Below are 25,211 nucleotides of genomic sequence, written 5' to 3'. Positions count from 1 at the left end.
TATTTTTGGCAAATTTTAAAATTTAAAATAAAAAACACACAATGATGAATAAATTAGTATTAGCATTTTTTATGCTGCTTACCTTATGCCTATACAAGGCACAGGATACTCTTCAGCAAGAAAACAATCTCTCTCATTCTATTTCAGAACCTCCCGCACTTTCAGAGAAGGTACCTTTCTTAAAAAAAGAATGGGTCCAAAAATCAATTGCCCCAACATTATTATTTACCGCTTCAGCAGCTACCTGGGGTGAGCGTAAAAACATCCGTGACATAAGAAATCGATATCTGCCGGATTTTAAGGCTAGTTTTGACGATTACCTTCAATATGCTCCTGCTGCTACGGTGTACGGTTTGAAGTTAGCGGGAATTAAAGGACGTAATAATATTGGGAGAGCTACTTTATCTTATGCCACAAGTTTAGCTATTATGGGAATCATCGTCAATTCTGTAAAGTACACATCTAAAGTTGAACGTCCGGATGCATCAGCCAAAAACTCTTTTCCATCCGGGCACGCTGCAATGGCTTTTGCTAATGCCAGCTTTCTACATAAGGAGTATGGACTTGTAAATCCAGCTTACAGCATTGGAGGATATGGCGCAGCTACATTGACAGGACTTGGAAGAAACCTGAATAACAGACATTGGATGCCTGATATTCTTGCAGGTGCAGGAGTAGGGATTATTTCTACTGAATTAGGATATTTTTTCATTGATAAATTTTACAAGAATAAAGGAGATAATCTAAGCCTGCTTTCCAGGATAGAAAGTAACGGATATCCTTCTTTTCTGTCTATAAAAGTGGGATCAGCACTCGCTACCACGAACTTCTTGAAAGAATCTGAGCTCGATAACAGAAAGCAGGTTGGTTTTGATGCAGGATTAGAAGGATCTTATTTTTTTTCAAAAAAATGGGGAATTGGAGGAGATCTTAGCTTTAGTAGTTTCCCGATCAAACCTCAAAGACTTACTTTGGATGATGAGGAACACTATGAAAACTTTGATATCACGACTCAGTCATTAGGATTTCTCAATTTTGGTTTGGGTCCATATTTTTCTCATGAATTTGCAAAAAACTGGGAAGTCATGTTAAAAGCTACAGGTGGCTATTCAATACCTGCAAGCGGAAAAATTTTTGTTAAAAGTGAGCATATTGGCACTCCAGACAATCAATTGGAGCTGGCAACTTATAAACCTTCAAAGGCTTTCAGGCTTAATTTAGGAAGTGCTATTACTTATAAATTCAATCCTGAACTCGGGATTACCGCCTACGCCGAATACAACCAGATTAAGTCCACGATGAATTACCACTTTAGCGACCTGGTGAAAGACGACGAAGAAATGAACGAAGTATTCAACACTTCTTTTGCTAAAGAAAAAGTTAGATATATAACGATTGGATTAAGATTAACAGCTTATTTCTAATAATCAAAAAGCCTTCAGAATACTGAAGGCTTTTTGATTATAAATTTTTAGAATTATTTTCAGGAGTATAATCCATAAAAATATCCCCATCAAGTTTGATCGATTTTACTTTATTTTTTACAGGAATCGTAAGAACTGCCTGTTTTTGATTTTTCTCCCATAATGAAGGTGTAAAATGAAGACTTTCAATTCCTCCGTCGTCATAAGTTATTACAGCATCAAAAGGAATTGCAAAACCTCCGACATTATCAATATTTATTGTAAGCAATCCGTTCTCCTGAGTTCCTTTTGTAATTTTGAGATCGATATAATTGTTTGTATAGAACCAATTATTCCAGAACCAGTTCAAATCTTTCCCTGATCCTGTATTCATAGAATTAAAATAATCCCATGGAATCGGATGTTTTCCATTCCAATTGTTCATATAATGGTGTAATGCTTTTTTAAACAGATCATCCCCAAGATAATCTTTTAAAGCCAGATAAGACAGAGATGCCTTTACATAAGAATTATTCCCATATCCTGCTCCACTTACCTGTGTACTCATGGTAATAATGGGCTGATCCTGTTCGGCAGAAGGATCATTGATCCATTTCTTTACCCTGAAATTTTTATAAAAATCCTTTGCTTTAGCTTCACCATTCTCATCAATTCCAATCAGATATTCGAGGGTTGTTGCCCAACCCTCATCCATAAAAGCATATCGTGTTTCATTGATCCCCATATAAAAAGGGAAATAGGTATGAGCAATTTCATGATCTGCCGTTAATCTCGCATCTTCAAAATTATCCGGAATACTGTTATCATTAATCATCATTGGATATTCCATATCAGCATATCCCTGAACAGCAGTCATTACAGGATATGGATACTCCACGCCCGGCCAGTTTTTAGAATACCAATCAAGGTTATAACGCATCCAGTCTACATAATGTTCAAAATCTTTAGCACCTGCTTTGTATGCAGACTGCACACTTGCTCGTTTTGTTTTGAGCTGAACACTTGCCCCATCCCATACATAATGATTACTCAAGGCGAAACAAAAATCCGTGATATTAGCGGCTTTGAATTTCCAGGTATTCCACTTATTCTGCTTAGTTACCTTTCCTGATTTCATTTCCTCCTGGCTTGCAATATGAACAACCTGATCGCTCCTCAGAGATGTCTTGTATCTTTTTAAATAATTAGGCTGTAAAACAGCTTCGGGATTGAGAAATTCTCCCGTTGCCCAAACCACATAATTTTTGGGTGCAATGATTGCAAAATTATAATCATTAAAATCATTGTAGAATTCTTGCCTGTCCGAATGTGGCAGCATATCCCAGCCATTATAATCATCATACACTGAAATTCTTGGGAAAGAATAAGCAACATAAAATGTTTCAGGATCAATCTGTCCTTCTCTTTCACTTTTTACAGACAATGGATATTCCCACTCTATTTTAATTTCTGATTTTGATTTCGATTTAATAGCGGTTTGCAGCTTTACACTTGCAACAGTTCCCCAATCATCACTGTTTATGTTATATTTTTCCCCATTTACAATAAAAGATTTGATATGCAATCCTGAAGATAGAAAGTCTTTGGATACAAAGCCTGATCTCGGAGCTTGTGGCTTATGAAGGTTATTGACAAACCTTATGGCTAAAGAGTGTAAATCGCCGGGGCTATTGTTACTATAAGTAATCGTTTCTTTTCCGGAAACGATTTTTGTATTATCATCTACTTTTACTTCTACATTGTATATCCCTTTATTCTGCCAGTAATTTTTACCCGGAGCCCCGGAAATATCACGCGTCCCATTTTCATATGCTTTTTTTACATTTCTTGGTATGTATAGTTCTTGTCCTGAAAAATAGTGTGCTGAAGCAACCATTAAACATCCAAAAAGCAATCTCTTCATATCTATTTTTTAAAAATAAGTCTCAAAATTAGGTAAAATGTAACAGAGAAATATAATTAATCACCGCACAGATACTGATATTAGCAAATTTTAACGTATGTTTTTTACATCCACCCTTGTTTATCAGTTTTTTTGTTGTTCTAGCCCTATTAAGACAAAAGCTAATCCAATCCCTGAGAGGAATTGGATTTGAAATTATTTTTCCGAATAAAGAAGATTAGATTTATAATGAAAGCTCTGCAATAACCGGAAAATGATCCGAAGGATACAGCAGGTTTTCTCTTCTGTCATTAATATGCCTGTGAGATTTTATTTTCATTCCCTTTACAAAAATATAATCAATTCGGTCTTTAGGAATTTCATTGACATTAAATCCGGTGAATGTCCCTTTTGGACCATAGTGTTGGGTTTCAGAGTTATAAAAACTATCCTTCAGATTTTGGGAAATAATCTTTATAGGCTCACTGTTGTCTGTTAAATTGAAGTCTCCACTTAAAGTTAAAGGCAGATTTCCAGGATTCAATTCTTTTATTTTTTTAAGAATCAACTCCGCAGATTTCACTCTTGCAACATTTCCAACATGATCAAAATGAAGATTCATTGCTAAGAATTCTTTTTTAGATTTTCTATCTTTAAAAACTGCATATGTACATACCCTGTTGCATGCCGCATCCCAGCCTCTGGAAGGCTTATCCGGTGTTTCCGAAAGCCAGAATGTACCGGATTTCACAACCTGTAACCTTTCATTATCATAAAAAATAGCTGAAAATTCACCTTCTTCTTTTCCATCGTCCCTGCCCACACCGACATAATTATAATTTTGCAATCCTTTTTTAAGGTCTTTCATCTGTTCTGGCAATGCTTCCTGAACCCCAAAATAATCCGGATGATAATACATTAATAAATCCTGTACATCTTGCTTTCGTTCTGTCCATGCATTTTCCTTATCAGATTCTACCTATAATCTGATATTGAAACTCATAACTTTAAGGTTTTGTGAAAACCCTATAACAAAAAACAAGACAAACACAATTGAAAATCTAAAACTCATAATCATCTATTTTAAATAATAATTAAACAAAAATAAGGCTTCTCTACCAGAGAGAAGCCTTAAAACCATGATTATATTGTTAATTTTCTGTATTCTTTTTAAAACAGAATTATTATTCCTTCGTTAATTTAATTTCCTTTTCACCCTGAGTAATCGTCATTGTTTTCTTGTCTTTAGCAAATGTAAAAACAGACTGCCCGAAAAGAAACTTATTATCTCCGTTGTATTCAAGAGGAAATTGTGCATCTCCACCGGCCTGGCCGAAAAGTTGTCCGTTTTTTACTTTAAATGTCAGCTTTAATGGAATCTCTTTGCTTCCAAATGTCCCTGTAAAATCTTTAGGATCAATTTTATCAATTTTCTTGGTATCTGTTACAGAAGCAGAATTGTTTTTCGGATTGATATCGGGAATCTGAGAATTAGGATCCACCTTTACCTCTTCGATTTCCTTAGCAGATTCAATTTGAAAAGTCCATTCTTTATTACGTTTCCAAACCTCAACCGGAAGCTTTACAATTTGTGTTGTCCCGTCTTTAAATCTTACCTGAACTGTAGTTGGCATAGGTAATTGCCCCAGGTTTTCTACCGTAATCTGAGCTCCATTTTTAAAGTCACCACTTATATATTTTACACTTTTAACGGATTGATCAATTTTCCATTTATTAAAGAACCATCCTCGCCAAAACCAATTAAGCTCTTCACCCGAAACGTTCTCCATGGTATGGAAAAAGTCCCAGGGAGTAGGATGTTTGAAAGCCCAACGATCTATATATGTTTTAAATGCTTTATCAAATTTTTCAGGTCCAAGGATTGACTCTCTCAAAATGCCTAAGCCCATACCCGGTTTGAAATAAGCAAGAACTCCGATACTGTGTTCTTTCATATTATCCGGTCCTACCATAATCGGTTCAAAATTATCGCTCATCAAATAACTTCCTGTTTGTGCAATATTTTGCTTTTTGTAATACTCCCCTTTATTGAAGGCTTCAGTAGAAAGCTGATTAATGAATGTATTAAAACCTTCATCCATCCAGGCAAATAACCTTTCATTAGATCCCACAATCATCGGAAACCAGTTGTGTCCGAATTCATGATCCGTAACTCCCCAAAGATCATCTCCCTTGGAATCCATATGACAAAACACAATACCCGGATACTCCATTCCACCTTCATTACCCGCAACGTTTGTAGCTGCAGGATAGGTATATTCATACCATTTCTGAGAATAATGTTCTATCGCAGCTTTCGTGTATTCGGTAGATCTTCCCCAGGCTTTTTCACCTCCACTTTCAGCCGGATACGCTGATATTGCCAAAGACTTCTTGCCACTCGGCAGATTAATTCTTGCCGCATCTAAAACAAATGCAGAAGATGATGCCCATGCAAAATCCCTGGCCTGTTCTATTTTAAACTTCCATGTTTTCGTTCCTGAAGATTGATTTTTACCTATCTCCGATTCAGGGCGGATCATTACTGTTTTATCACTATTTCTTGCCTGTTCCCAACGGTTATTTTCCTCCTTGCTATACACTTCTTTCCCATTAAGAAGTTCCCCTGAGGCAACAACATAATGATTAGCAGGAACGGTTATACTGGTATTGATATTTCCATATTCCAGATAAAACTCCGAAGCTCCCAGATATGGCAATGTATTCCATCCCAGAACGTCATCATACACACACATCCTCGGATACCATTGTGCAATCGTAAAAACTTTACCATTTTTAGTTTCCTGTACTCCCATCCTATCAGAACCATATTCAGGAGAAATAAATGAATAATCAATACTAATTTTCGCCACTCCTCCTTTTGCCTTCAAAGCTTTTGGTAAATCAATCTGCATTCTGGTGTCGGTAATCGTATATTTTACATCTTTACCATCAAGTTTTACCGATTTAATTTTGTAACCACCCTCCAACTTTTCTCCATGGGCTCCATTTCTACTTCCTGAAATAGGAACTACCGCATTACCACGGGAATCCTGATGAAACAAATTCTGATCGAGCTGAAGCCAAAGAAAACTCAGCTGATCCGGGCTGTTATTGGTATATTTTATATCAGCAGTACCGGTTAACTCGTTTTTAGTGTCATTTAAACTCACGTTAAGATTATAGTCTACAGAATTTTGCCAATAAGCATGTCCCGGCTGTCCACTTGCAGAACGGGTTTCCGTGCCTGTTTGTGGATAGAAAAACGGCTTAAATGCCTCTACATAATCATATTTAGGTGTTTCCTGAGCAAAAGCAGGTCCTGAAAACAGAAAAACCGCTATCGCAGAAACAAAGGTTGATACTTTACACTTCATTTTAAAAATTTATAAACTTACTTAATGGATAGGTAAAAAAAATCCCGGAATTGTTACAAATCCGGGATTTTTTAACTTATTTTAAATTAATTTGATTTTTTAGACTTGATCATTGCCTCTAAAGCATCCCACATTTCCTGAGGAATATCTTCCAACATATTAAACTCTCCTGCTCCTTGCAACCATTCACCACCATCTATAGTAACAACCTCTCCGTTCATATAAGCAGAATAATCCGAAACGAGGTAAGCTGCTAAATTAGCCAGCTCCTGATGCTCTCCGACTCTTCTCAACGGAACTTTTTTTCTCATATCGAATTTCTCCTGGAGATCTCCCGGCAATAATCGATCCCATGCTCCTTTTGTCGGGAAAGGTCCCGGAGCGATTGCATTAAAACGTATTCCATATTTTGCCCATTCTACCGCTAAAGACCGAGTCATTGCCAAAACTCCTGCTTTAGCACATGCGGAAGGAACGACATAAGCAGAACCTGTCCACGAATAAGTCGTTACAATATTTAAAACAGTTCCGGGAGTTTTGGAATTTATCCAATGTTTTCCCACGGAAAGTGTGCAGTTTTTTGTTCCCTTTAAAACAATATCTAAAATAGAATCAAATGCAGAATGTGTTAATCTTTCTGTAGGTGAAATAAAGTTCCCGGCAGCATTATTCAGCAAAATATCAATCCTTCCGAACTCCTTTAATGCGGCTTCCTTCATAGCTTCCACTTCATCCCAGTTTCTCACATCACAAGCCACACATAGCACTTTTCCTCCTGTTTCCTCTTCCAGTTCTTTAGCCGTTCCTTGTAATTTTTCGATATTCCTTGAAGTAATCACCACTTTAGCGCCCAATTGAAGAAAATATCTGGTCATTGCTTTTCCCAAGCCGCTTCCTCCTCCCGTTACAATAGCTACTTTATCTTTTAATGCGTCTTCACGCAACATTGGTTGTGTATACAGATTCATACGATTTAATTTTTCCTAAAAATAATAAATATTCAACGGATAAAGCTCAGAATAAGTTTATAAATAAATGTTATAAATAATTGTTCTTTGTTTTTTATTTAATTTTACCACTCTAAAATTTATGCATCCATGAAAATATCAGGAACTCCATTTCTTTTATTCTTCCTGTTTTTTAGCCTTAATTATAACGCTCAAAAATTTGAAAAACTAGCTCAATATGTAAATCCTCTTATAGGTACTGAAAAAATGGGACACACCTATCCCGGAGCCACTGTTCCTTTTGGTTCCGTGCAGCTCAGCCCTGAAACAGATACGATTTCATATGAACTTAATGGAAAATATAATGGAGAAGTCTATAAATACTGTGCTGGCTACCGCTATGAAGACAAAACCATCGTTGGTTTCAGCTCTACACACTTTAGTGGAACCGGGCATTCTGATTTAGGAGATTTTCTAATGATGCCTACTGTTGGAAAACTTCAGTTTAATCCGGGCACCGCTTCTCATCCGGAAAGTGGTTACAGAAGCAGGTTCTCTCATCAGAATGAAAAAGCAGAAGCCGGTTACTATAAAGTGAAACTGGATGACTCTAATATTTTGGCAGAGCTTACAGCTACTACAAGAGTGGGAGTTCAGCGATATACTTTTCCAAAGTCTGATCAGGCTCACATTATTCTGGATCTGATGGCCGGAATTTATAATTACGAAGGAAAGAATGTCTGGACATATGTTCGGGTAGAAAATGATCATACCATTACCGGATACAGACAGACCAATGGTTGGGCAAGAACCAGAACAGTATACTTTGCGATACAGTTTTCAAAACCATTCAAATCATATGGCCAGAAAAATTATGATGGGAAGCAGGTGTATGGAGGGTTCTGGAGAAAATTCGACCAGGCTAAAAATTTCCCGGAAATAGCCGGAAAAAATCTGAAAATGAATTTTGATTTTGACACCAATGAAAATGAAGCCATTGAGGTAATACTTGCTTTATCCCCGGTGAGCCAAAACAATGCTCTTGATAACCTGGAGAAAGAAACAGGAAATTTATCTTTTGATCAGGTAAAAGCCCAAACACAGGAAAACTGGAATAAAGAGCTGAATAAAATCATCATTAAAGGTTCCGATACTGAAAAGACCAATTTCTATACAGCAATGTACCATACCTTTATTAACCCAACAATATATATGGATAGCAATGGAGAATACAAAGGTTTAGATCAGAATATTCATAAAGCAGATGGTTTTACCAATTATACTACATTTTCCCTCTGGGATACCTACCGAGCATTACATCCCTTATTTAATATTATTCAGCCTAAACGAAATAATGACATTGTAAGATCCATGATGGCCCATTATAAGCAGTTCTCTTTGAAAATGCTCCCGATCTGGTCTCATTACGCCAATGAAAACTGGTGCATGAGTGGTTATCACAGTGTGAGTGTTGTTTCAGATGCTATCATCAAAGGTGTTTATACCGGTGATGCAAAAGAAGCGCTCTATGCCTGTGTTGCAACAGCAAATAAAAGGGATTATGAAGGAATTGGGCAATATATTGATTTAGGATATATTCCTGCTGAAAAAAGCGGGACTTCTGTGTCCAATACTCTGGAATACGCCTATGATGACTGGGCAATTGCTCAACTGGCAAAACATTTAGGAGAAACAGAAATTTACAATCAATTTATTACACGTTCTGAAAACTGGAAAAATAATTTTGATAAAAGTATTGGTTTCATGCGGCCCCGTTTAGCAGATGGAAGTTTCAAAAAGGATTTCGATATTCTGAGTACTCACGGACAGGGATTTATTGAAGGTAATTCGTGGAATTATAGCTTTTTCGTTCCACAAAACCCCAATGAACTTATTACCATCATGGGAGGAAAGAAAAAATTTGCATCCAAACTTGATGAATTGTTCACGATGCATTTATCCGATGAATTTTTTGCCGATACTGAAGACATTACGAGAGAAGGAATCATTGGAGGATATGTCCATGGTAATGAACCCGCTCATCATGTAGCTTACCTGTATAACTGGGCTGGGCAGCCATGGAAAACACAATCACAAATTCGCCATATTCTTGAAATGCAATATAAAGCTACTCCTGATGGATTAGGCGGAAATGATGATACAGGACAGATGAGTGCATGGTACATTTTAAGCTCACTCGGATTTTATCCGGTAGCTCCGGGTTCAGAAGATTACGCGATTGGAAGCCCGGCAGTTGATTACGCAGTACTTAATCTGGAAAATGGAAAAACGTTTGAAATTGAAGCAATTGATCAGAGTCCACAAAATGTATATGTTCAAAAGATTCTTTTAAATGGTAAAGAAATTAAAAACTTTACTTTAAAGCATTCCGATATTATAAAAGGTGGAAAACTCAGTTTTTATATGAGCGGCAAAGCAAAAAAATAATCAGTCTGCAGATTTACAAGATCCGTTTTTCGAAACAAAAATAAAAAAGACTACAGTGAGTAGTCTTTTTCTTTATTATATACACAGCTGGGTTTTCAATCTTCCAACTTACTCCTCAACTTCAAAAAGTAATCGCTCACCAAATTTTTCGTCAGCAATTTTTCCATTATCGAATACAAGATTCCCATTGACAAATGTCTGGGTAATTTTAGAATGAAAATTCATACCTTCTAAAGGACTCCAACCACATTTATAAAGAATGTTTTCTTTATTTACTGTCCAGTTTTCATTTAAATCCACCAAAACCAAATCTGCTTTATATCCTTCTCTTATAAAACCTCTTTTCTCTATTCTGAAAAGAATTGCGGGATTATGGGACATCTTTTCAACGATCTTTTCCAGAGAAATTTTCCCATTTCTGAAATTTTCGAGCATCACATTTAATGAATGCTGAACCAACGGTGCTCCGGATGGACATTTTGTATAAACATTTTGTTTTTCTTCCCAGGTATGAGGAGCATGATCGGTAGCAATTACATCAATTCTACCATCTAAAAGAGCTTCCCAAAGTCCGTCTTTGTCCTTCTGAGTCTTTACTGCCGGATTCCATTTAATTAGACCTCCTCTTGTTTCATAATCATCGTTGGTAAATGTTAAATGGTGTACACAAACTTCCGCGGTGATCTTTTTATCTTTTAAAGGAATGTCATTTCTGAACAAGGCTGTCTCTATAGCTGTTGACAGATGGAAAACATGGAGTCTCGCTCCTGTTTTTTCTGCTAATTCGATGGCCTTGGAGGAAGATTTATAACAAGCTTCTTCACTTCTGATGAGATGATGAAACTTAACAGGAATATCTTCTCCATATTGTTCCATGTATTTCTGGGTATTTGCTCTTATCGTTGCTTCATCTTCACAGTGAACAGCAATCAGCATTTTTGTATTGCTGAAAATATTTTCAAGGGTTTCAGGATTGTCAACCAGCATATTTCCTGTAGAAGAACCTAAGAATAACTTGATTCCCGGAACATTTCTCGGATTGGTTTTAAGCACCTCTTCAAGATTATCATTAGTCCCTCCCATCATAAATCCGTAATTAGCGTATGCTTTTTGGGATCCTATTTCATATTTATCCGCCAACAATTCCTGCGTTACAGCGTTAGGTACAGTATTCGGCTGATCAATAAAACTGGTAATCCCACCTGCAATTGCTGCTCTCGATTCACTTTCAATATCTCCTTTATGAGTTAACCCCGGTTCACGAAAATGCACCTGATCATCAATCACTCCTGGTAAAAGATATTTTCCGGAGCCGTCAATAATCTGATCTGCTTCATCAGAAATATGGGGTTGTATTTTAGAAATTAAATCGTCTTCAATTAAAATATCGCTTTCAAAGATTTTTCCTTCATTTACGATAGTAGCATTTTTGATAAGGGTCCTCATTTACTTTTCTTTAGACTTTATATTCCTTACAAAATTAAGGTTTATGAATGAATTTTAATATCCCTGATAAAAAATCAATTTCTAAATATTTACATTTGCAAGAAATTTCGCATTTTGAAAAAACTTCTTAACGAAACTATTATCTATGGAATAGGGGCAATTATGCCGAGAGTGATTGTAGTATTGCTGAATTATTTATTCATTAAGCATATTAATGTTAATGATTTTGCCATCTTCACCAATCTGTATGCATTAATTTCTTTTGTTAATATTGTTCTTTCTTTCGGCTTCGAAACGGCTTACTTCAGATTTTCCTCCAACAAGAATGACGAGCAAAAAGTCTTTAATACCTCTTTTTGGTTTTTAGCCTCTTTATCTCTTGTCTTCCTTATCGTAGTATTGCTTTTCAACCAGCCTATCGCCGATGTTTTTGGCTATTCAAAGACTCCTGAATTTATACGATGGTTTGCATGGATTGCTTTTTTTGACAATCTTCTTGTCATTCCTCTGGCATGGCTCAGGTTCCATAACAAACCAATAAAATATGCTGCTGTAAGGGTAATTCAGGCAGTATTTCAAAGTATTTTTGTAATTGCTTTATTTTTATACATTCCTGAAACGATCAGCTCCAAATTTGGGCTACGGGAAAAAGTAACTTATCCGTTTTATAGTAATTTAGTCGCAAGCTTTTTGGGATTTCTTCTGGTTTTTCCCATTATTCTGAAGCTTAAATTTCAATTTTCAAAAGGTCTTTTCCTTCAGATGATCAAATATTCCTGGCCGATAATGATTGCTGGTCTTGCATTTATGGTGAATGAAAATTTTGATAAATTTATTCAAAAATTCATTATTGATGATAGCTCAGCAGGAGCCTATGGGGGATGCTACAAGATGGCGGTACTCATGACGCTGTTTGTAACGGCATACAGAATGGGAATCGAACCATTTTTCTTCAAACAAATGCAAAATGAAAATGCAAAACTAACCTATGCGAAAGTAACTGAATATTTTTCTTTTTTTGCCTCCATCGTTGCATTGGGAATTATTGCGAATGTATCATGGATAAAGCTTCTTTTGGTTCCCAATAGTTCTTATTGGATCGCCATCAACATTATTCCTATTATTGTAATTGCCAACTTGTTTTTCGGAATATATTATAACCTTTCAACCTGGTATAAAGTAACAGACAGAACCCGGGTAGGTACATATATTTCGTGGACCGGAGCTATTCTTACGATTGTTTTGAATCTTGTGCTTTTACCAAAATATGGCTTTATGGTTTCGGCATGGGTAACGTTAGCTGCTTATTTTACTATGATGGTACTATCTTATTTCCTGGGCCAAAAATACTATCCTATCCCCTACCGAATGAAAAAAATCGCGTTTTTCATATTACTTTTGGGAGTTTTCAGTTATATCATAGCGAATGTATCCGACTATAACTTCTGGATCGGAAACCTATTGTTTTTGTTCTACACAGGAATTCTATTATATACTGAGAAAAATATGTTATTAGCAAGAATGAGAAAAAACTAAACTTTGGTCTCTATTTTGATGCTAATGAATTTGAAAAAATTAAACAAATATTTAATATAATACACCGTTTCAATACTATGGCTTTATTTATGAACAAAAGCCATCAGATTAAAAACAACTAAAAATACCCTAATATAACTTATGAAAATTATCGTTCCAATGGCTGGACGTGGTTCCAGATTACGTCCACATACCCTAACCGTTCCAAAACCTTTGATTCCCATTGCCGGAAAACCAATTGTACAAAGGCTTGTAGAAGACATTGCTAAAGTTGCCGGTGAAGAAATTGAAGAAGTAGCCTTTATTATCGGAGATTTTGGCCCTGAAATTGAAAAATCCCTGATCCATATTGCAGAAAAACTAGGTGCAAAAGGAAGCATATATTATCAAAATGACCCTTTGGGAACGGCTCATGCCATTAAATGTGCGGAAGATTCTATGCAGGGCAATGTAGTTATCGCGTTTGCTGATACTCTTTTCCGTGCGGACTTCCAGCTTGATAAGAATTCAGATGGTGTTATCTGGGTGAAAAGTGTAGAAGATCCTTCTGCATTTGGTGTTGTGAAATTAGACAATTATGGTTTTATTACAGATTTTGTTGAGAAACCAACAACTTTTGTATCCGACCTTGCCATTATAGGTATTTATTACTTTAACAGTGCTGAGAAGTTAATGGATGAAATCAATTATATCATGGATAATGATATAAAAAATGGAGGAGAATATCAGTTAACAACTGCATTGGAAAACTTAAGAGCTAAAGGTGCCAAATTTACTTTAGGAAAAGTAAATGACTGGATGGATTGTGGAAACAAAAATGCTACGGTAGAAACCAATAGCAAAATTCTTGCTTACGAAAGAGAAGAGATGTCTCAATATCCATCTTCGGCCGTTATCGAAAACTCGCTGATTATCCAGCCTTGCTTTATCGGTGAAAATGTAAAAATTTCGAATTCTAAGGTAGGTCCCGGGGTTTCATTGGGTAACAATACTATTATTGTAAATTCTAATATTGAAAATTCATTGATCCAGGAAAACACAAGAATCAACCATGGAAACCTGTCTAATTCTATGATTGGTAATTCAGCACAGTATTTTGGAGTTGCCAGAGAAATTTCTTTGGGTGATTATTCTGTTTTAGATTTTCTATCTAAATAGTTATAAGAAAAGCAGCAATAAATAAGATATATTCAAACCACACAAAATGTTTTGTGTGGTTTGGCGTTAATATTGCAAAGTATTATTTTTAATCGAAAAGACAAATACATGAAAAATTGGATCCCATTAGTTTTATTACTTCTTATCTTGTCATCCTGTAAAACACGGAACGTTTCCAAAAGTGGCAACGGTGGAATTAAGGACAGCACAGTTGTGGAGAATAACAACAATCCAAAAGATGCAGGAGAACCGGTAAGGGATAAACTTACATTTTTCGAGCATGTAATAATCCCTCCTCAATTCGAACAGATTAAAATTAACAGCAAAGTTAACGTAGAAACGGGAAATTTCGTCCCTACCCTGGATGCAACGATCTATATTGAGAAAAATAAAAAAGTATGGATGAATTTATCTGTACTATTTATTAATGCTGCCAGAGGAATAGCTACTCCGGAAGGAGTAAAGGGATTTGACCGGACAAGTAAATCCTATATCGATTCTGACTTTGAATATCTGAACCATCTCTTAAATGTAAATTTCATCGATTATCAATCCCTGGAAAAAATACTTCTTGGACGAACTTTCATAAAAGTTAACGATTCTCAGTTCATCCTTACAAAAAATGCCCAGGGTTATCAATTGGTTTCTTCTGTGAATCAAAAAATTGTTACTGATGAAAAAACGAGAGAGTATAAAATCTCATTACAATATGATGATAATTATGATCTGCTGAACGTTCAGTTAAAGGATGTTTTATCTCCGGACCAATTAGAAATTTCTTATAGCAATTGGGCTGAATATAATGAAATTCGTCTACCAAAAAATGTTAAAATAATTATAAAAGGTTCAAAAACAAGCCAGATTTTATTAGAAAATACGAAATTTGATTTTTCGAAGATGGAAGTGGCCTATTCAGTCCCAGCCAATTATAAGAAAATTGAAATTAAATGATTAAAAAATTTAGCTTTTTAATAGGTATTTTATTGTTCGGATTGCACAATGGGCAACAAAATAAAGAACAATTGCAGAAGCAAAATGCTGAACTTAAAAAACAAATCACACAAATAAATTCAGATCTCGCTAAAACAAGAAACGAATCTAAACTCTCCATAGCTTATCTTAGTAATATCAACAAAAAATTAACCCTAAGAGAAAAAGTTTACAACAACACTCAAAAGGAAAAAAGATTTATAGAAGATGATATTTATCTTCGTCAACTGGAGATCAACCGTCAAAATAAAGAATTGGCGGTACTTAGAAAAAATTACGCAGAAGTTTTAGTAAATGCTTATAAAAACAAGGGAGTACAAAACAAAGTAACCTTTATTCTTTCTGCTAAAAACCTTGGAGAAGCTATTCGTAGAGTTCAATATCTTAAAGAATATTCAGACTATCAGGATAAAAAAGCAGCTGAAATTACAGACGCTGCAAATCAGATCAAAAAAACAATTGCCCAAAGACAAAAATCGGTTGCAGATAAGCAACAACTTTTGATAGATCAACAAAAAGATCTGGCTACTATTAATGTGGAAAGAGCTCAGAAAGAGCAGCTTGTTGAGGATTTTAAGAAAAATGAATCGAAATTAACTGCTGAATTAAAACAAAAACAAGTCCAATCCAAAGCTCTTGAAGGGCAGATCAGAAGCATCATTGCAGAAGAAATCAGAATAGCGAAAGCGGAAGAAGAAGCCAGAAGAAAGGCTGAAGCTGAGAAAATCCGTTTAGCTAAAATTGCAGCGGAAAGAGAAAAAGCAAGAATAGAAGCTGAAAACAGAGCAAGAGCAGAAGCACTTGAAAGAGAAAGAAAATTAGCTGAAGCTGAAGCTAAAAGAGCCGAGGAGCTAGCCGCAAAAAGAGCTGAAGAGGAAAGAAAACGTACAGAAGAAGCAGCTAGAGCTGAAGCTAATGCAAGGGATGAAGCACGGAAAATAGCCGCAGCAAAAGCTTCTTCGGAAGCCAATGCAAGGGCAAAAGAAGCAGCCAGCAAACTGGCAGCCGCAAAAGCAGCTGAGGCCGCATTAGAAAAGAGAAAAGACGACGAGAAAAAAGCAGCAGAAACCAAAGCGATGACGAATTTTGGAGTTTCTACTGCGGCAGGCAATAATTTTGCTGAAAACAGAGGAAAGCTAGGCTTCCCTGTTGACAAAGGCCAGATCACCCACCGTTTCGGAAGACAACCACACCCTGTTTTTAAAAATATCACAGAAGAGAATAACGGAATTAAAATCTCCGTACCATCGGGTACACGGGCAAAATCAGTGTTCCCGGGATCTGTATCTTCAGTTCTGGCTAACAGTGACGGAACCAAAACGGTAATGCTGAAACACGGAAATTATTTTACCATTTATTCAAATCTGGGAAGTGTCAATGTTTCTAAAGGCCAGCAGGTTTCCGCAGGCACCATTGTAGGTACTGTAGGACAAGACTTTGATGGGTCTTATACCCTTGATTTCCAAGTATGGAACGGAACTACACCTGTTGATCCATTAGGGTGGGTTTCTTATTAAAAAAAGACTAACTTTGTAAAAAATTTAGAAATGGAAACATTAACAATACTTGCCTTATCATGGCAGCATATCCTTATCGTAGCAATTCTGCTTGTTTTACTTTTTGGAGGTAAAAAAATTCCGGAATTAATGAGAGGTGTTGGATCAGGGATCAAAGAATTCAAAGACGCAGTAAAGGAAGAAGATAAAAATCCTACTGAAAATAAAAATTCTTCGACGAACAATCCTTCAAGCAACTAAAATTCTTCAGAATTAATGAATTTCACTGAGACTGCATGGAAAGTCTTCAATCAATCTATTGAAGACTACCACGTATTTGATGACGTTAACCATCTAATTAATAATCCTTTCGAAAAATACAGTTTGGAACGAATTTTGTACGCAAAGAACTGGATTGATACCGTTCAATGGCATTTGGAAGATATTATAAGAGATGAGAACATAGATCCGGTTGAAGCTCTTCAATTAAAGAGAACAATAGACGCCTCTAATCAGAAAAGAACTGATCTGGTGGAATTTATTGACAGCTGGTTTCTTGATAAATTTAAAAATACAACTCCTAAACCTCATGCAAAGATAAACACAGAAACACCCGCTTGGGCTGTAGACAGATTATCAATACTTGCGTTAAAGGTTTATCATATGTCATTAGAAGCAAACAGAGAATCTGCTTCAGAAGAACATCGATTAAATTGCCAGGCAAAATTAGATGTGCTTCTCATACAGAAAGAGGATCTGTCGACTTCTATTAATCAGTTGCTTACTGATATTGAAAACGGTGATGTTAAGATGAAAGTATACAAACAAATGAAAATGTATAATGATGAAAGTCTTAACCCAATCCTTTATCAAAAGGGGCAACAAAAATGAAAAGATTATTTTTTTTTGGAATACTGTTTATACTAACTTCTTCTTGCGCATCGGAAAAATTAAATTTTTCTCCGTTGTCTAATAATTTTTATAGTGAAGCAAAAGGTTCAGATTCTGATAGAGGACTAAAAAAAAGCATAGACATCAATATCAAAGAAAATGTAAATGCTTCTGAAATATCCAATTTAATTTCCACCTTTCCTAAATTCAAAACTATTAGTATAAATGAAGAGGTTCTGTCGCTAAAATACAGCCTACAGAATTACTTGTATGCAATTGACGCCAACAATATTTCAGGAAAGAACAGAGCCATTAAAAGCTTTGAAAAATCTTATAAAAAAATTCAGAAACTCAGACAGGATCTTCCAAAAGATGATGATGAAATCCTAAACAGATATTTGGTAAGGTTAAAAACCAATATTTCTGTTATAGAGGATTCTCTTAAAGGAAATTAAAAACTAGTTCAACGACCTTATTATTAATGATTAAAATTCAAGCGGAAGCAAACGTTCCAACGGAACACGGAACTTTCCGAATGATCGCTTTCTCTGAAAACGAAAATGACTGGATGCCTCATATGGCTATTATCGCTGAAAATACAGATTTTTCAAAACCAGTTAATGTACGTTTCCACTCAGAATGTATTACCGGTGAAGTTTTCCATTCAAAAAAATGTGAATGTGGGCAGCAATTAGATGCAGCCATGAAATATATCCATGAAAATGGAGGAGTTATTGTTTACCTTCGTCAGGAAGGAAGAAACATTGGAATAATAAATAAGTTAAAGGCTTATTCTTTACAGGAAAAAGGATTTGATACTGTAGAAGCTAATCTACAGCTTGGTCTCCCAGCAGATGACAGAAACTTCAATGTAGCCATTGAAATTTTAAATGTGCTGGAAATTAAAGATATCAATCTTCTGACCAATAACCCTGAAAAAGTAAAATATGTTACGGAAAGTAACATCCACCTTAATTCGAGGGTTCCTTTGCAAATACCCGCGAATGATATCAGCAGAGGTTATTTAAAAACAAAGAAAGATTATTTTGGTCATCTTCTGGATGACAATGATAATTAAAAATAAAACAAAGGGCTTCCGGAATAAATTCTGGAGCCCTTTTTAATTATAAAAAAACTGAAAAGATATATCTTAATTCTTAGTCTTTATTTTAGACTCGTCAATATTATAATATTTAATTACACTGTAGTAATCATTGTAATCGACAGGAGCTGCTGCAGTCTTGGAATTTTTCCCACCTGTATTAGCAGGTAAGATTACCACTCTAAATCTTTTGTTCGTATAGTACGTTGGATTAGCCGTTAGATTCAAGCTTGAGTTAACATTAATTCCTATATCAAATTTGCTAAAATCAAATGAATAATCAACAGCAACGTTGTTATTAGTAAAGAACGTATAAGGTAGTAATCTCCAGATTGGAGCATTGTTATTAGTAAGACCCGTTTGTAAGTAAATAAGCACAACATCAGATTGTACTAACTCATTTGTAAATGCGTCTGAATACTGATATAAATTATCATTGGTTTTCGTAAAAGTTGGGGTAATGTCAAAAGCAGTCCCTATTGTATCATGATCCACAAAATTATTATCATCGTCTTTATTATCACAGCTGAATATAAATAAGCTGACAAAAGCTAATAGTAGGATTGGAAGAAATTTTTTCATTTTTATAAAAGTTTTAATATTATTTATAAAGCACATCCAAAACATATACCAAAAAACTTAAAAACATCCATTCTGATGATTTTTTTAATTGTATTTTTGTTCTTATTCAAAAGTTATGAACAAAATAGTTTGCACTTCTCTATTCATATTCTTATCTATCAGTTCAAAAATCGCTGCCCAGTATATACCAAAGGGCATTTCACAGTCTGATGTAAGTAAAGCAAACCAGTGGGTTAATCAAACATACAAATCGCTTTCCCAGGATGAAAAATTAGGACAGCTTTTCATTGTTGCTCTTTATACCAACAAAGGCGAGGATTATATCAACCAGGTAAGAAATATTGTGACCAGTGATAAGATAGGCGGATTGATTCTGATGCAGGATGATGCAGCAAGAGAAATATCTCTGGTAAATGAGTTTCAGCAAAAATCTAAAGTTCCGTTGATGATCGGAATGGATGCTGAATGGGGATTATATCAGAGAATCGCAGCGGCTCACAAATTTCCATGGGCGATGACTTTAGGAGCCATACAGGATAAAAATCTTATTTACCAGATGTCCTCTAAAATTGCCGAAGACTGTAAGAGGATGGGAATCAATTGGGATTTTGCCCCGGTAGTTGATGTGAATACAAATCCTAATAATCCAATCATTGGAAACAGAAGCTTTGGTTCAGAGGTAGATAATGTCATCAGCTCTGCAATAGCATACTCTAATGGATTACAGGACAACAACATACTAGCAGCCATTAAGCATTTTCCTGGTCATGGTGACACCAGTACAGATTCACATCTGGATCTTCCTGTAGTTCCTCACCAACTCGAAAGGCTGAATGCTGTTGAATTGGCACCTTTTAAGGCTCTTATGACTAAAGGTATCGGTGGAGTAATGGTAGCTCACTTATATGTGCCAACGTTAGAATCGGGAAAAGGAATTCCTGCTTCGGTTTCCAAAAATATTATCACCGGACTTTTAAAAGAGAAGTTAGGGTATAAAGGCCTCATTATTACGGACGCACTCAATATGGGTGCAGTAGCCAATAAATATAAGCCCGGGGAATTAGATGCATTAGCCTTTAAAGCAGGTAATGATATTATGCTTTTCTCGCAGGGAGTGTCTGAAGGAAAAAAATTAATTCAGAAGGCTATTGACAATGGAGAAGTTCCACTATCAAGAGTTGAAGAAAGTGTAAAAAAAATATTACTGACCAAATATTATTTAGGGCTGGATAAATACAATCCCAAAAATCCTGAAAACATTAATAATGACCTGAATAACGATTCACACAAACTTTTGGTTCAGAATCTTTATTCTAATGCACTTACCCTATTAAAAGATGAGCAAAAGCTACTTCCCATTACCGGAAAACAAGTGTATTATGTTCCTTTAGAGGAAGCTCCTTATCAGACGTTTGCCAATCAGCTAGGTTCAAATATCATTCTTAAAAAAGCTGACGAAATCAGTACAATTCCAGCTAATTCTATAGTTATTGCAGGACTTCATAAGGATAATGCAACAGCATATAAACCATATAAAATTTCCGGAGAATCTAAAAAGATTCTTGCTGATTTAACTAAAAATCAAAAAGTTATTTTAAATGTATTTGGAAGTGCTTATGCTTTAAAAGATATTGATATTTCAAAAATTTCCACGGTTCTTGTTTCTTATGAAAACAATGACGATTCCATGATTGCAACAGCTAATGCGCTATTGGGAAAGACAAAGATCCAGGGAAGACTTCCGGTACTTGTTAATGATCAACTAAAAGCAGGAATGGGACTCGATTTGAATCCTGCAACTGCTTCTGAAACAAAAGTGAATTCAACTATATTTACAACATCAAAACAATAATATTCCAATGAAAATAGGCATACTTTGCTATCCAACATACGGCGGAAGCGGTATCGTAGCAACAGAACTGGGAATGTCTCTTGCTAATAAAGGCTATGAAGTCCATTTCATTAGCTCAGCCCTTCCAGCGAGACTCGATATTACCAATCCTAATATTTTTTTTCATAGGGTAAATGTTCAAACTTATCCCCTGTTTCAATATCAACCTTATGATATTGCACTGAGTTCGATGATCTACAGAGTTGTTAATCTGTATAAACTGGATTTATTGCATGCACACTATGCCATTCCATATGCTTATGCAGCGTTTACGGCTAAACAGATGCTACAGGAAGATAATAACGACATTCCTTTGGTAACAACACTTCACGGGACAGATATTACTTTGGTAGGACAACATCCCAGCTACAAACATGCTGTAGAGTTTTCAATCAACAAATCCGATGCAATTACCTCTGTATCTGAAAGTTTAAAAAAAGACACGCTACAGTTTTTCAATATTAAAAAACCAATCCAGGTGATCACGAATTTCATCGACAATTCTGAATTTGATGAATGTAATGAATGCCAGAGAACGCAGTTCGCTGATCCGGATGAAAAAATATTAATACACGTTTCCAATCTTCGCCCTGTAAAACGTGTAGATGAAGTTCTTCAAATTTTCAAGAATGTTCATAAGAAGGTAAAATCCAAACTGATCATTATCGGAGAAGGTCCGGATATGGAGAAGGTGAACCAGTTTTTAGAAGAAAATCCGGATTTGATTTCTAAAATCAGGCTTCTTGGAAAGGTAAATGACCTGTATAGAATTCTTCAGCTTTCTGACGTTTTCTTATTACCATCAGAACAGGAAAGTTTTGGATTGGCTGCATTGGAAGCCATGGCAGCGTATACTCCGGTGATCAGTTCCAACGCAGGAGGAATTCCTGAAGTAAATGTCCAGGGAGAAACAGGATTCTTAGCTGAAATCGGAAATGTAGAAGCTATGAGCAACTATACGATCAAGTTATTGAGCAATGATGAACTTTTAGCCAAAATGAAGATAAATGCGAAAGAACAGGCGATAAAATTCGATTTGAAAAACGTTCTTCCTATATATGAAGAAATGTACAAAACAACCATAGAAAATTTTAAAAACGAGTTGTCAAAAGTATAATAGATCTATTATATTTGTGACACACTCATGACGGAAAAATTACTTCAATATCTTTGGAACTTTAAAGTTTTCAAAAATTTTGACTTCAAGGATATTGAAGGAAATTCCGTTGAGATCATACATTTCGGGAAATGGAATACCAATGCCGGGCCTGATTTTCTTCTGGCTTCCATTAAAATCAATAACCTCATCCTGAGTGGAAACATAGAGCTTCATGTAAAGTCTTCAGACTGGATCTTCCATAATCATTCCGGGGATCCCAACTATCAAAATATTATTCTTCATGTTGTTTTTCAAAATGATATTGTGATTGAAGAATTTAATGATAAGAAAATTCCTACTCTTGAACTGAAGAATTATATTGATGAAAATATTCTGTGGAAGTATGAGAAACTCATCAAAGAAAATCAGTTTATTCCCTGCGAAAGTATTTTTGATCAGCGTAATGTTCCTCTTCATTTCCACGAAGAAAATGTTTTAAGAAAACTAAATGAGAAATCAGAGGAACTGGAATATGCTTTACAACAGTCAAAAAACAATTTCGAAGCTATCCTCTTTCATAGTCTTGCCTATTCTTTCGGACTAAAAGTAAATGCCTATATATTCAGACAAATTGCTGAAAGTATTGATTACAGTGTCATCAATAAAATCAGACAAAACCCAAAACATCTTGAAGCTTTATTCTTTGGGATTTCGGGGTGGCTTGAGTATCCGGAAGACGAACAAATGGAAATCTGGAAACGGGAATTTCAGTTCATAAAGGTAAAATACCGAATTCTGGACATGAGGTTTCCACCTAAGTTTTTAAGGTTGAGACCTCCTAATTTTCCTACCATCAGACTTTCACAACTAGCCGATCTTTATCACCGGCATCAAAATTTATTTTCTAAAGTCATACATTCAAAAAATAGTAAGGACTTGTTTGATATTTTTAAGAACGTACAGGCGTCCGGCTACTGGAATACCCATTTTAACTTTGGGAAAATTTCCTCAGTTAATCAGGTTAAAACATTAAGTAATGACTTTATCGAGCTGATTATATTAAATACGATTCTGCCATTAAAATACACCTACCATAAATATCATAATGAAGAAATTACTGACGATATATTAAAATTTTATGCAGAAATAGCCCCGGAAAAGAATGCTATTATCACATCCTGGAAAAATCTGAAGATGAAAATTACCAGTTCCTTAGAAACCCAAAGCCTCCTTTATCATTTTAAAAATTCCTGTGAAGAAAAAAATTGCTTAAATTGCAGTATTGGATTTAAACTTTTAAAAGATTCTTCAGATGCTTGATAATATCCGTCACAAAATGGAAAGAGAATGGTTTGGTGTTCTTACAAGAATGGGCGCTAAACTTGGGATTCCTGTTTCTAAACTTCGGGTATTCTTCATTTACTCAACTTTCGCCACGGCGGGTTTCTTTTTTCTTATCTATCTGGGATTAGCGTTTACGCTTTGGATTAAAGATATTTTCATCACAAGGAGACCAAGTGTTTTTGATTTATAATTATGGAATTTTTACCTATAACTTCACCGGAAGACTACAAAATAAAAGATATTTATCACTCCTACTCCACAACCTTTCCCGAGGATGAAAGAAGAGACTGGGATCAGTTTGTGAAGTTATTCAGCAATCCTCATGTGAAGGTTATTTCTGTATTGCACGAATCTAAAGCGATTGGATATCTTATTTTCTGGGAATTAAGCGATTACATTTTCGTAGAACATTTTGAGGTTTTTGCAGAGTTCAGAAGCCAGAAACTAGGTTCTCATATTACAGAATACTTATTCAAAAATTATCCAAGGATTATTCTTGAAATTGAACCAGCCCATATTGGGGAAGATGCTCAGAGACGATATTCTTTTTACCAGAAAAACGGATTCTCATTAATAGAAGAAATGTATGTACAGCCAAGTTACGGGGAAGGTAAGCAGCCTTTAGACTTATGGCTGCTGGCTAATTATTCTCCTGAAGATCTTAAAAAGATAAAAGAAGAAATTTATGATGTTGTTTATCATTAAAATATAAAAAGCCAGCACAATCTGCCGGCTTTAATTTTATCGTACATTTTGGAACTTTAAATGGTCACTAAGTTTATTACAGTTCCTATTACTTCACTTCATACTCCAGTTTTATCGTGATACTTGCCACTTTCTCTTTAGAGGTTGTGTTAAAAGCCCCACCATAAGAATAATCTTCATTTGAATTAGGTGCAGTGATCTGGATAACTCCCATGGTTGCCTTTTTTAAACTTCCAAGACCACTTCCTGAGTTTTCCGCAATTTTTTCCGCGCGTTCTCTGGCATCTTTTGTAGCGGTAGCGATCATTTCCTGCTTTACAGCAGTTAGCTTTGTATAAAAATAAGATGGCGAAGAGGATGTAAATTCTATTCCCCGATTGATAATCTCTGTAATATTTCTTGAAAGGCTTTCGATCTTAGCCACTTCCTTACTTTCTATAGAAACAGTCTGCGTTAGGTTATATCCTGAAAATTCTCCCTGGACACTATTTCCATTGGCATCATTATAATTACGAAATTGTTTCTGAATGTCTACTGAGGAATAAATAATTTCATTTTGCTTTATTCCTTTTGAAATCAGATAATCATTGATCACTTTTTTATCGGCAAGCAGCCCGTCGTAAGCAAGTTTTAAGTCAAAATTATTTTTTGAGAAACTTCCGGACCATGTGATAAGGTCTGATGTAAATTGCTTTGTTCCCAATCCAGTTACAGAGATTGTATTTTCAGATTTATTTCTGTTTTTAATAGCATTTCCCAGTAGTCCCAGTCCAAGAACAAAACCAATGGCTGCAATAGCCATTACTATGATATTTTTGTTCATAAAATTTTGTGAATTTGATTGATTGGTCATTTAAATTTAAATTTTCTTATAAACGGATACATCAATTTCT

At 35.4% G+C, this 25,211-nt stretch carries 21 protein-coding genes and 1 pseudogene; 15 read left to right on the top strand and 7 right to left on the bottom strand.

What is annotated here, in order from left to right; all coding sequences use genetic code 11:
* Nucleotides 1-41: 41 nt before the first annotated feature.
* Nucleotides 42-1,424 (top strand): phosphatase PAP2 family protein, encoded by a 1,383-nt coding sequence (locus tag MTQ00_RS18740; RefSeq protein ID WP_273650618.1) that lies wholly within the window; start codon nt 42-44, stop codon nt 1,422-1,424.
* Nucleotides 1,425-1,461: 37 nt separating this feature from the next.
* Here the strand turns inward: MTQ00_RS18740 and MTQ00_RS18735 are convergent, their stop codons facing one another.
* The 4 genes and pseudogenes from MTQ00_RS18735 to MTQ00_RS18720 form a co-directional block, all read right to left on the bottom strand.
* Complete coding sequence (locus MTQ00_RS18735; RefSeq protein WP_273650617.1) at nt 1,462-3,327, bottom strand: M1 family metallopeptidase; 1,866 nt, start codon at nt 3,325-3,327, stop codon at nt 1,462-1,464.
* Nucleotides 3,328-3,550: 223 nt separating this feature from the next.
* Nucleotides 3,551-4,255 (bottom strand): annotated as a pseudogene (locus MTQ00_RS18730) (endonuclease/exonuclease/phosphatase family protein); the annotation flags it as partial.
* A 235-nt stretch (nt 4,256-4,490) separates the two neighbouring features.
* Nucleotides 4,491-6,683 carry a M1 family metallopeptidase gene (locus MTQ00_RS18725; protein WP_273650616.1) on the bottom strand — a complete coding sequence of 731 codons (2,193 nt, stop codon included), beginning with the start codon at nt 6,681-6,683 and terminating at the stop codon, nt 4,491-4,493.
* An 86-nt stretch (nt 6,684-6,769) separates the two neighbouring features.
* On the bottom strand, nt 6,770-7,651 hold the full coding sequence (locus tag MTQ00_RS18720; protein ID WP_172284316.1) for an SDR family oxidoreductase: 882 nt from the start codon (nt 7,649-7,651) through the stop codon (nt 6,770-6,772).
* 129 nt (nt 7,652-7,780) lie between these two features.
* On the opposite strand from MTQ00_RS18720, the gene MTQ00_RS18715 reads away from it, so the two are divergent.
* Nucleotides 7,781-10,078: a GH92 family glycosyl hydrolase gene (locus MTQ00_RS18715; protein ID WP_273650615.1), complete on the top strand. Its 2,298-nt coding sequence runs from the start codon at nt 7,781-7,783 to the stop codon at nt 10,076-10,078.
* Between the two features lie 108 nt (nt 10,079-10,186).
* Here the strand turns inward: MTQ00_RS18715 and MTQ00_RS18710 are convergent, their stop codons facing one another.
* Nucleotides 10,187-11,524 (bottom strand): dihydroorotase, encoded by a 1,338-nt coding sequence (locus tag MTQ00_RS18710; protein ID WP_273650614.1) that lies wholly within the window; start codon nt 11,522-11,524, stop codon nt 10,187-10,189.
* A 114-nt stretch (nt 11,525-11,638) separates the two neighbouring features.
* On the opposite strand from MTQ00_RS18710, the gene MTQ00_RS18705 reads away from it, so the two are divergent.
* From MTQ00_RS18705 to ribA, 8 genes are all read left to right on the top strand, one after another.
* Entirely contained in the window at nt 11,639-13,060 is a 1,422-nt protein-coding gene (locus MTQ00_RS18705; protein WP_273650613.1) for a lipopolysaccharide biosynthesis protein, read from the top strand.
* 141 nt (nt 13,061-13,201) lie between these two features.
* Entirely contained in the window at nt 13,202-14,218 is a 1,017-nt protein-coding gene (locus MTQ00_RS18700; protein ID WP_172284320.1) for a sugar phosphate nucleotidyltransferase, read from the top strand.
* 108 nt (nt 14,219-14,326) lie between these two features.
* The gene (locus tag MTQ00_RS18695; protein WP_273650612.1) at nt 14,327-15,169 is read left to right on the top strand and encodes a DUF4292 domain-containing protein; all 843 of its coding nucleotides are present in this window, start codon (nt 14,327-14,329) and stop codon (nt 15,167-15,169) included.
* The gene (locus MTQ00_RS18690; RefSeq protein ID WP_273650611.1) at nt 15,166-16,725 is read left to right on the top strand and encodes a peptidoglycan DD-metalloendopeptidase family protein; all 1,560 of its coding nucleotides are present in this window, start codon (nt 15,166-15,168) and stop codon (nt 16,723-16,725) included. The genes MTQ00_RS18695 and MTQ00_RS18690 overlap by 4 nt, the downstream gene beginning before the upstream one ends.
* Nucleotides 16,726-16,755: 30 nt before the next feature.
* Nucleotides 16,756-16,965 carry a twin-arginine translocase TatA/TatE family subunit gene (locus tag MTQ00_RS18685; protein WP_172284324.1) on the top strand — a complete coding sequence of 70 codons (210 nt, stop codon included), beginning with the start codon at nt 16,756-16,758 and terminating at the stop codon, nt 16,963-16,965.
* Nucleotides 16,966-16,980: 15 nt separating this feature from the next.
* Entirely contained in the window at nt 16,981-17,595 is a 615-nt protein-coding gene (locus MTQ00_RS18680; protein ID WP_273650610.1) for a DUF4254 domain-containing protein, read from the top strand.
* Nucleotides 17,592-18,050 carry a hypothetical protein gene (locus MTQ00_RS18675; protein WP_172284328.1) on the top strand — a complete coding sequence of 153 codons (459 nt, stop codon included), beginning with the start codon at nt 17,592-17,594 and terminating at the stop codon, nt 18,048-18,050. Before MTQ00_RS18680 ends, MTQ00_RS18675 begins: the two co-directional genes overlap by 4 nt.
* A gap of 26 nt (nt 18,051-18,076) precedes the next feature.
* The gene (gene ribA / locus MTQ00_RS18670; protein ID WP_273650609.1) at nt 18,077-18,673 is read left to right on the top strand and encodes a GTP cyclohydrolase II; all 597 of its coding nucleotides are present in this window, start codon (nt 18,077-18,079) and stop codon (nt 18,671-18,673) included.
* Nucleotides 18,674-18,745: 72 nt separating this feature from the next.
* On the opposite strand, the gene MTQ00_RS18665 is transcribed toward ribA, so the two are convergent.
* Nucleotides 18,746-19,279, bottom strand: coding sequence for a hypothetical protein (locus MTQ00_RS18665; RefSeq protein WP_172284331.1), 534 nt, complete (start codon nt 19,277-19,279; stop codon nt 18,746-18,748).
* Nucleotides 19,280-19,394: 115 nt separating this feature from the next.
* Here MTQ00_RS18665 and MTQ00_RS18660 point away from each other — a divergent pair, with 115 nt between their 5' ends.
* The 5 genes from MTQ00_RS18660 to MTQ00_RS18640 are packed head-to-tail and all read left to right on the top strand — an operon-like array spanning nt 19,395 to nt 24,318.
* Complete coding sequence (locus MTQ00_RS18660) at nt 19,395-21,131, top strand: glycoside hydrolase family 3 protein (RefSeq protein ID WP_273650608.1); 1,737 nt, start codon at nt 19,395-19,397, stop codon at nt 21,129-21,131.
* Nucleotides 21,132-21,138: 7 nt separating this feature from the next.
* Nucleotides 21,139-22,287: an N-acetyl-alpha-D-glucosaminyl L-malate synthase BshA gene (bshA, locus tag MTQ00_RS18655; protein ID WP_172284335.1), complete on the top strand. Its 1,149-nt coding sequence runs from the start codon at nt 21,139-21,141 to the stop codon at nt 22,285-22,287.
* A gap of 27 nt (nt 22,288-22,314) precedes the next feature.
* Entirely contained in the window at nt 22,315-23,589 is a 1,275-nt protein-coding gene (locus MTQ00_RS18650; RefSeq protein WP_273650607.1) for a DUF2851 family protein, read from the top strand.
* On the top strand, nt 23,582-23,803 hold the full coding sequence (locus MTQ00_RS18645) for a PspC family transcriptional regulator (protein WP_007839346.1): 222 nt from the start codon (nt 23,582-23,584) through the stop codon (nt 23,801-23,803). Before MTQ00_RS18650 ends, MTQ00_RS18645 begins: the two co-directional genes overlap by 8 nt.
* Before the next feature lie 2 nt (nt 23,804-23,805).
* On the top strand, nt 23,806-24,318 hold the full coding sequence (locus MTQ00_RS18640) for a GNAT family N-acetyltransferase (RefSeq protein WP_273650606.1): 513 nt from the start codon (nt 23,806-23,808) through the stop codon (nt 24,316-24,318).
* 88 nt (nt 24,319-24,406) lie between these two features.
* Here the strand turns inward: MTQ00_RS18640 and MTQ00_RS18635 are convergent, their stop codons facing one another.
* A complete protein-coding gene (locus MTQ00_RS18635; RefSeq protein ID WP_273650605.1) occupies nt 24,407-25,141 on the bottom strand; it encodes an SIMPL domain-containing protein in 735 nt (244 codons plus the stop codon).
* Between the last annotated feature and the right edge of the window lie 70 nt (nt 25,142-25,211).

The organism is Chryseobacterium sp. B21-037 (assembly GCF_028570785.1).
In the GTDB taxonomy this organism is placed as follows: domain Bacteria; phylum Bacteroidota; class Bacteroidia; order Flavobacteriales; family Weeksellaceae; genus Chryseobacterium; species Chryseobacterium proteolyticum.
This window is presented reverse-complemented; position numbering and strand designations above follow the sequence as displayed.

Bases quoted from the DNA above. Each gene is read 5' to 3' on its own strand.
- MTQ00_RS18740 (WP_273650618.1), top strand. From the start codon at position 42: ATGATGAATAAATTAGTATTAGCATTTTTTATGCTGCTTACCTTATGC.
- MTQ00_RS18735 (WP_273650617.1), bottom strand. From the start codon at position 3,327: ATGAAGAGATTGCTTTTTGGATGTTTAATGGTTGCTTCAGCACACTAT.
- MTQ00_RS18725 (WP_273650616.1), bottom strand. From the start codon at position 6,683: ATGAAGTGTAAAGTATCAACCTTTGTTTCTGCGATAGCGGTTTTTCTG.
- MTQ00_RS18720 (WP_172284316.1), bottom strand. From the start codon at position 7,651: ATGAATCTGTATACACAACCAATGTTGCGTGAAGACGCATTAAAAGAT.
- MTQ00_RS18715 (WP_273650615.1), top strand. From the start codon at position 7,781: ATGAAAATATCAGGAACTCCATTTCTTTTATTCTTCCTGTTTTTTAGC.
- MTQ00_RS18710 (WP_273650614.1), bottom strand. From the start codon at position 11,524: ATGAGGACCCTTATCAAAAATGCTACTATCGTAAATGAAGGAAAAATC.
- MTQ00_RS18700 (WP_172284320.1), top strand. From the start codon at position 13,202: ATGAAAATTATCGTTCCAATGGCTGGACGTGGTTCCAGATTACGTCCA.
- MTQ00_RS18695 (WP_273650612.1), top strand. From the start codon at position 14,327: ATGAAAAATTGGATCCCATTAGTTTTATTACTTCTTATCTTGTCATCC.
- MTQ00_RS18690 (WP_273650611.1), top strand. From the start codon at position 15,166: ATGATTAAAAAATTTAGCTTTTTAATAGGTATTTTATTGTTCGGATTG.
- MTQ00_RS18685 (WP_172284324.1), top strand. From the start codon at position 16,756: ATGGAAACATTAACAATACTTGCCTTATCATGGCAGCATATCCTTATC.
- MTQ00_RS18680 (WP_273650610.1), top strand. From the start codon at position 16,981: ATGAATTTCACTGAGACTGCATGGAAAGTCTTCAATCAATCTATTGAA.
- MTQ00_RS18675 (WP_172284328.1), top strand. From the start codon at position 17,592: ATGAAAAGATTATTTTTTTTTGGAATACTGTTTATACTAACTTCTTCT.
- ribA (WP_273650609.1), top strand. From the start codon at position 18,077: ATGATTAAAATTCAAGCGGAAGCAAACGTTCCAACGGAACACGGAACT.
- MTQ00_RS18665 (WP_172284331.1), bottom strand. From the start codon at position 19,279: ATGAAAAAATTTCTTCCAATCCTACTATTAGCTTTTGTCAGCTTATTT.
- MTQ00_RS18660 (WP_273650608.1), top strand. From the start codon at position 19,395: ATGAACAAAATAGTTTGCACTTCTCTATTCATATTCTTATCTATCAGT.
- bshA (WP_172284335.1), top strand. From the start codon at position 21,139: ATGAAAATAGGCATACTTTGCTATCCAACATACGGCGGAAGCGGTATC.
- MTQ00_RS18650 (WP_273650607.1), top strand. From the start codon at position 22,315: ATGACGGAAAAATTACTTCAATATCTTTGGAACTTTAAAGTTTTCAAA.
- MTQ00_RS18645 (WP_007839346.1), top strand. From the start codon at position 23,582: ATGCTTGATAATATCCGTCACAAAATGGAAAGAGAATGGTTTGGTGTT.
- MTQ00_RS18640 (WP_273650606.1), top strand. From the start codon at position 23,806: ATGGAATTTTTACCTATAACTTCACCGGAAGACTACAAAATAAAAGAT.
- MTQ00_RS18635 (WP_273650605.1), bottom strand. From the start codon at position 25,141: ATGAACAAAAATATCATAGTAATGGCTATTGCAGCCATTGGTTTTGTT.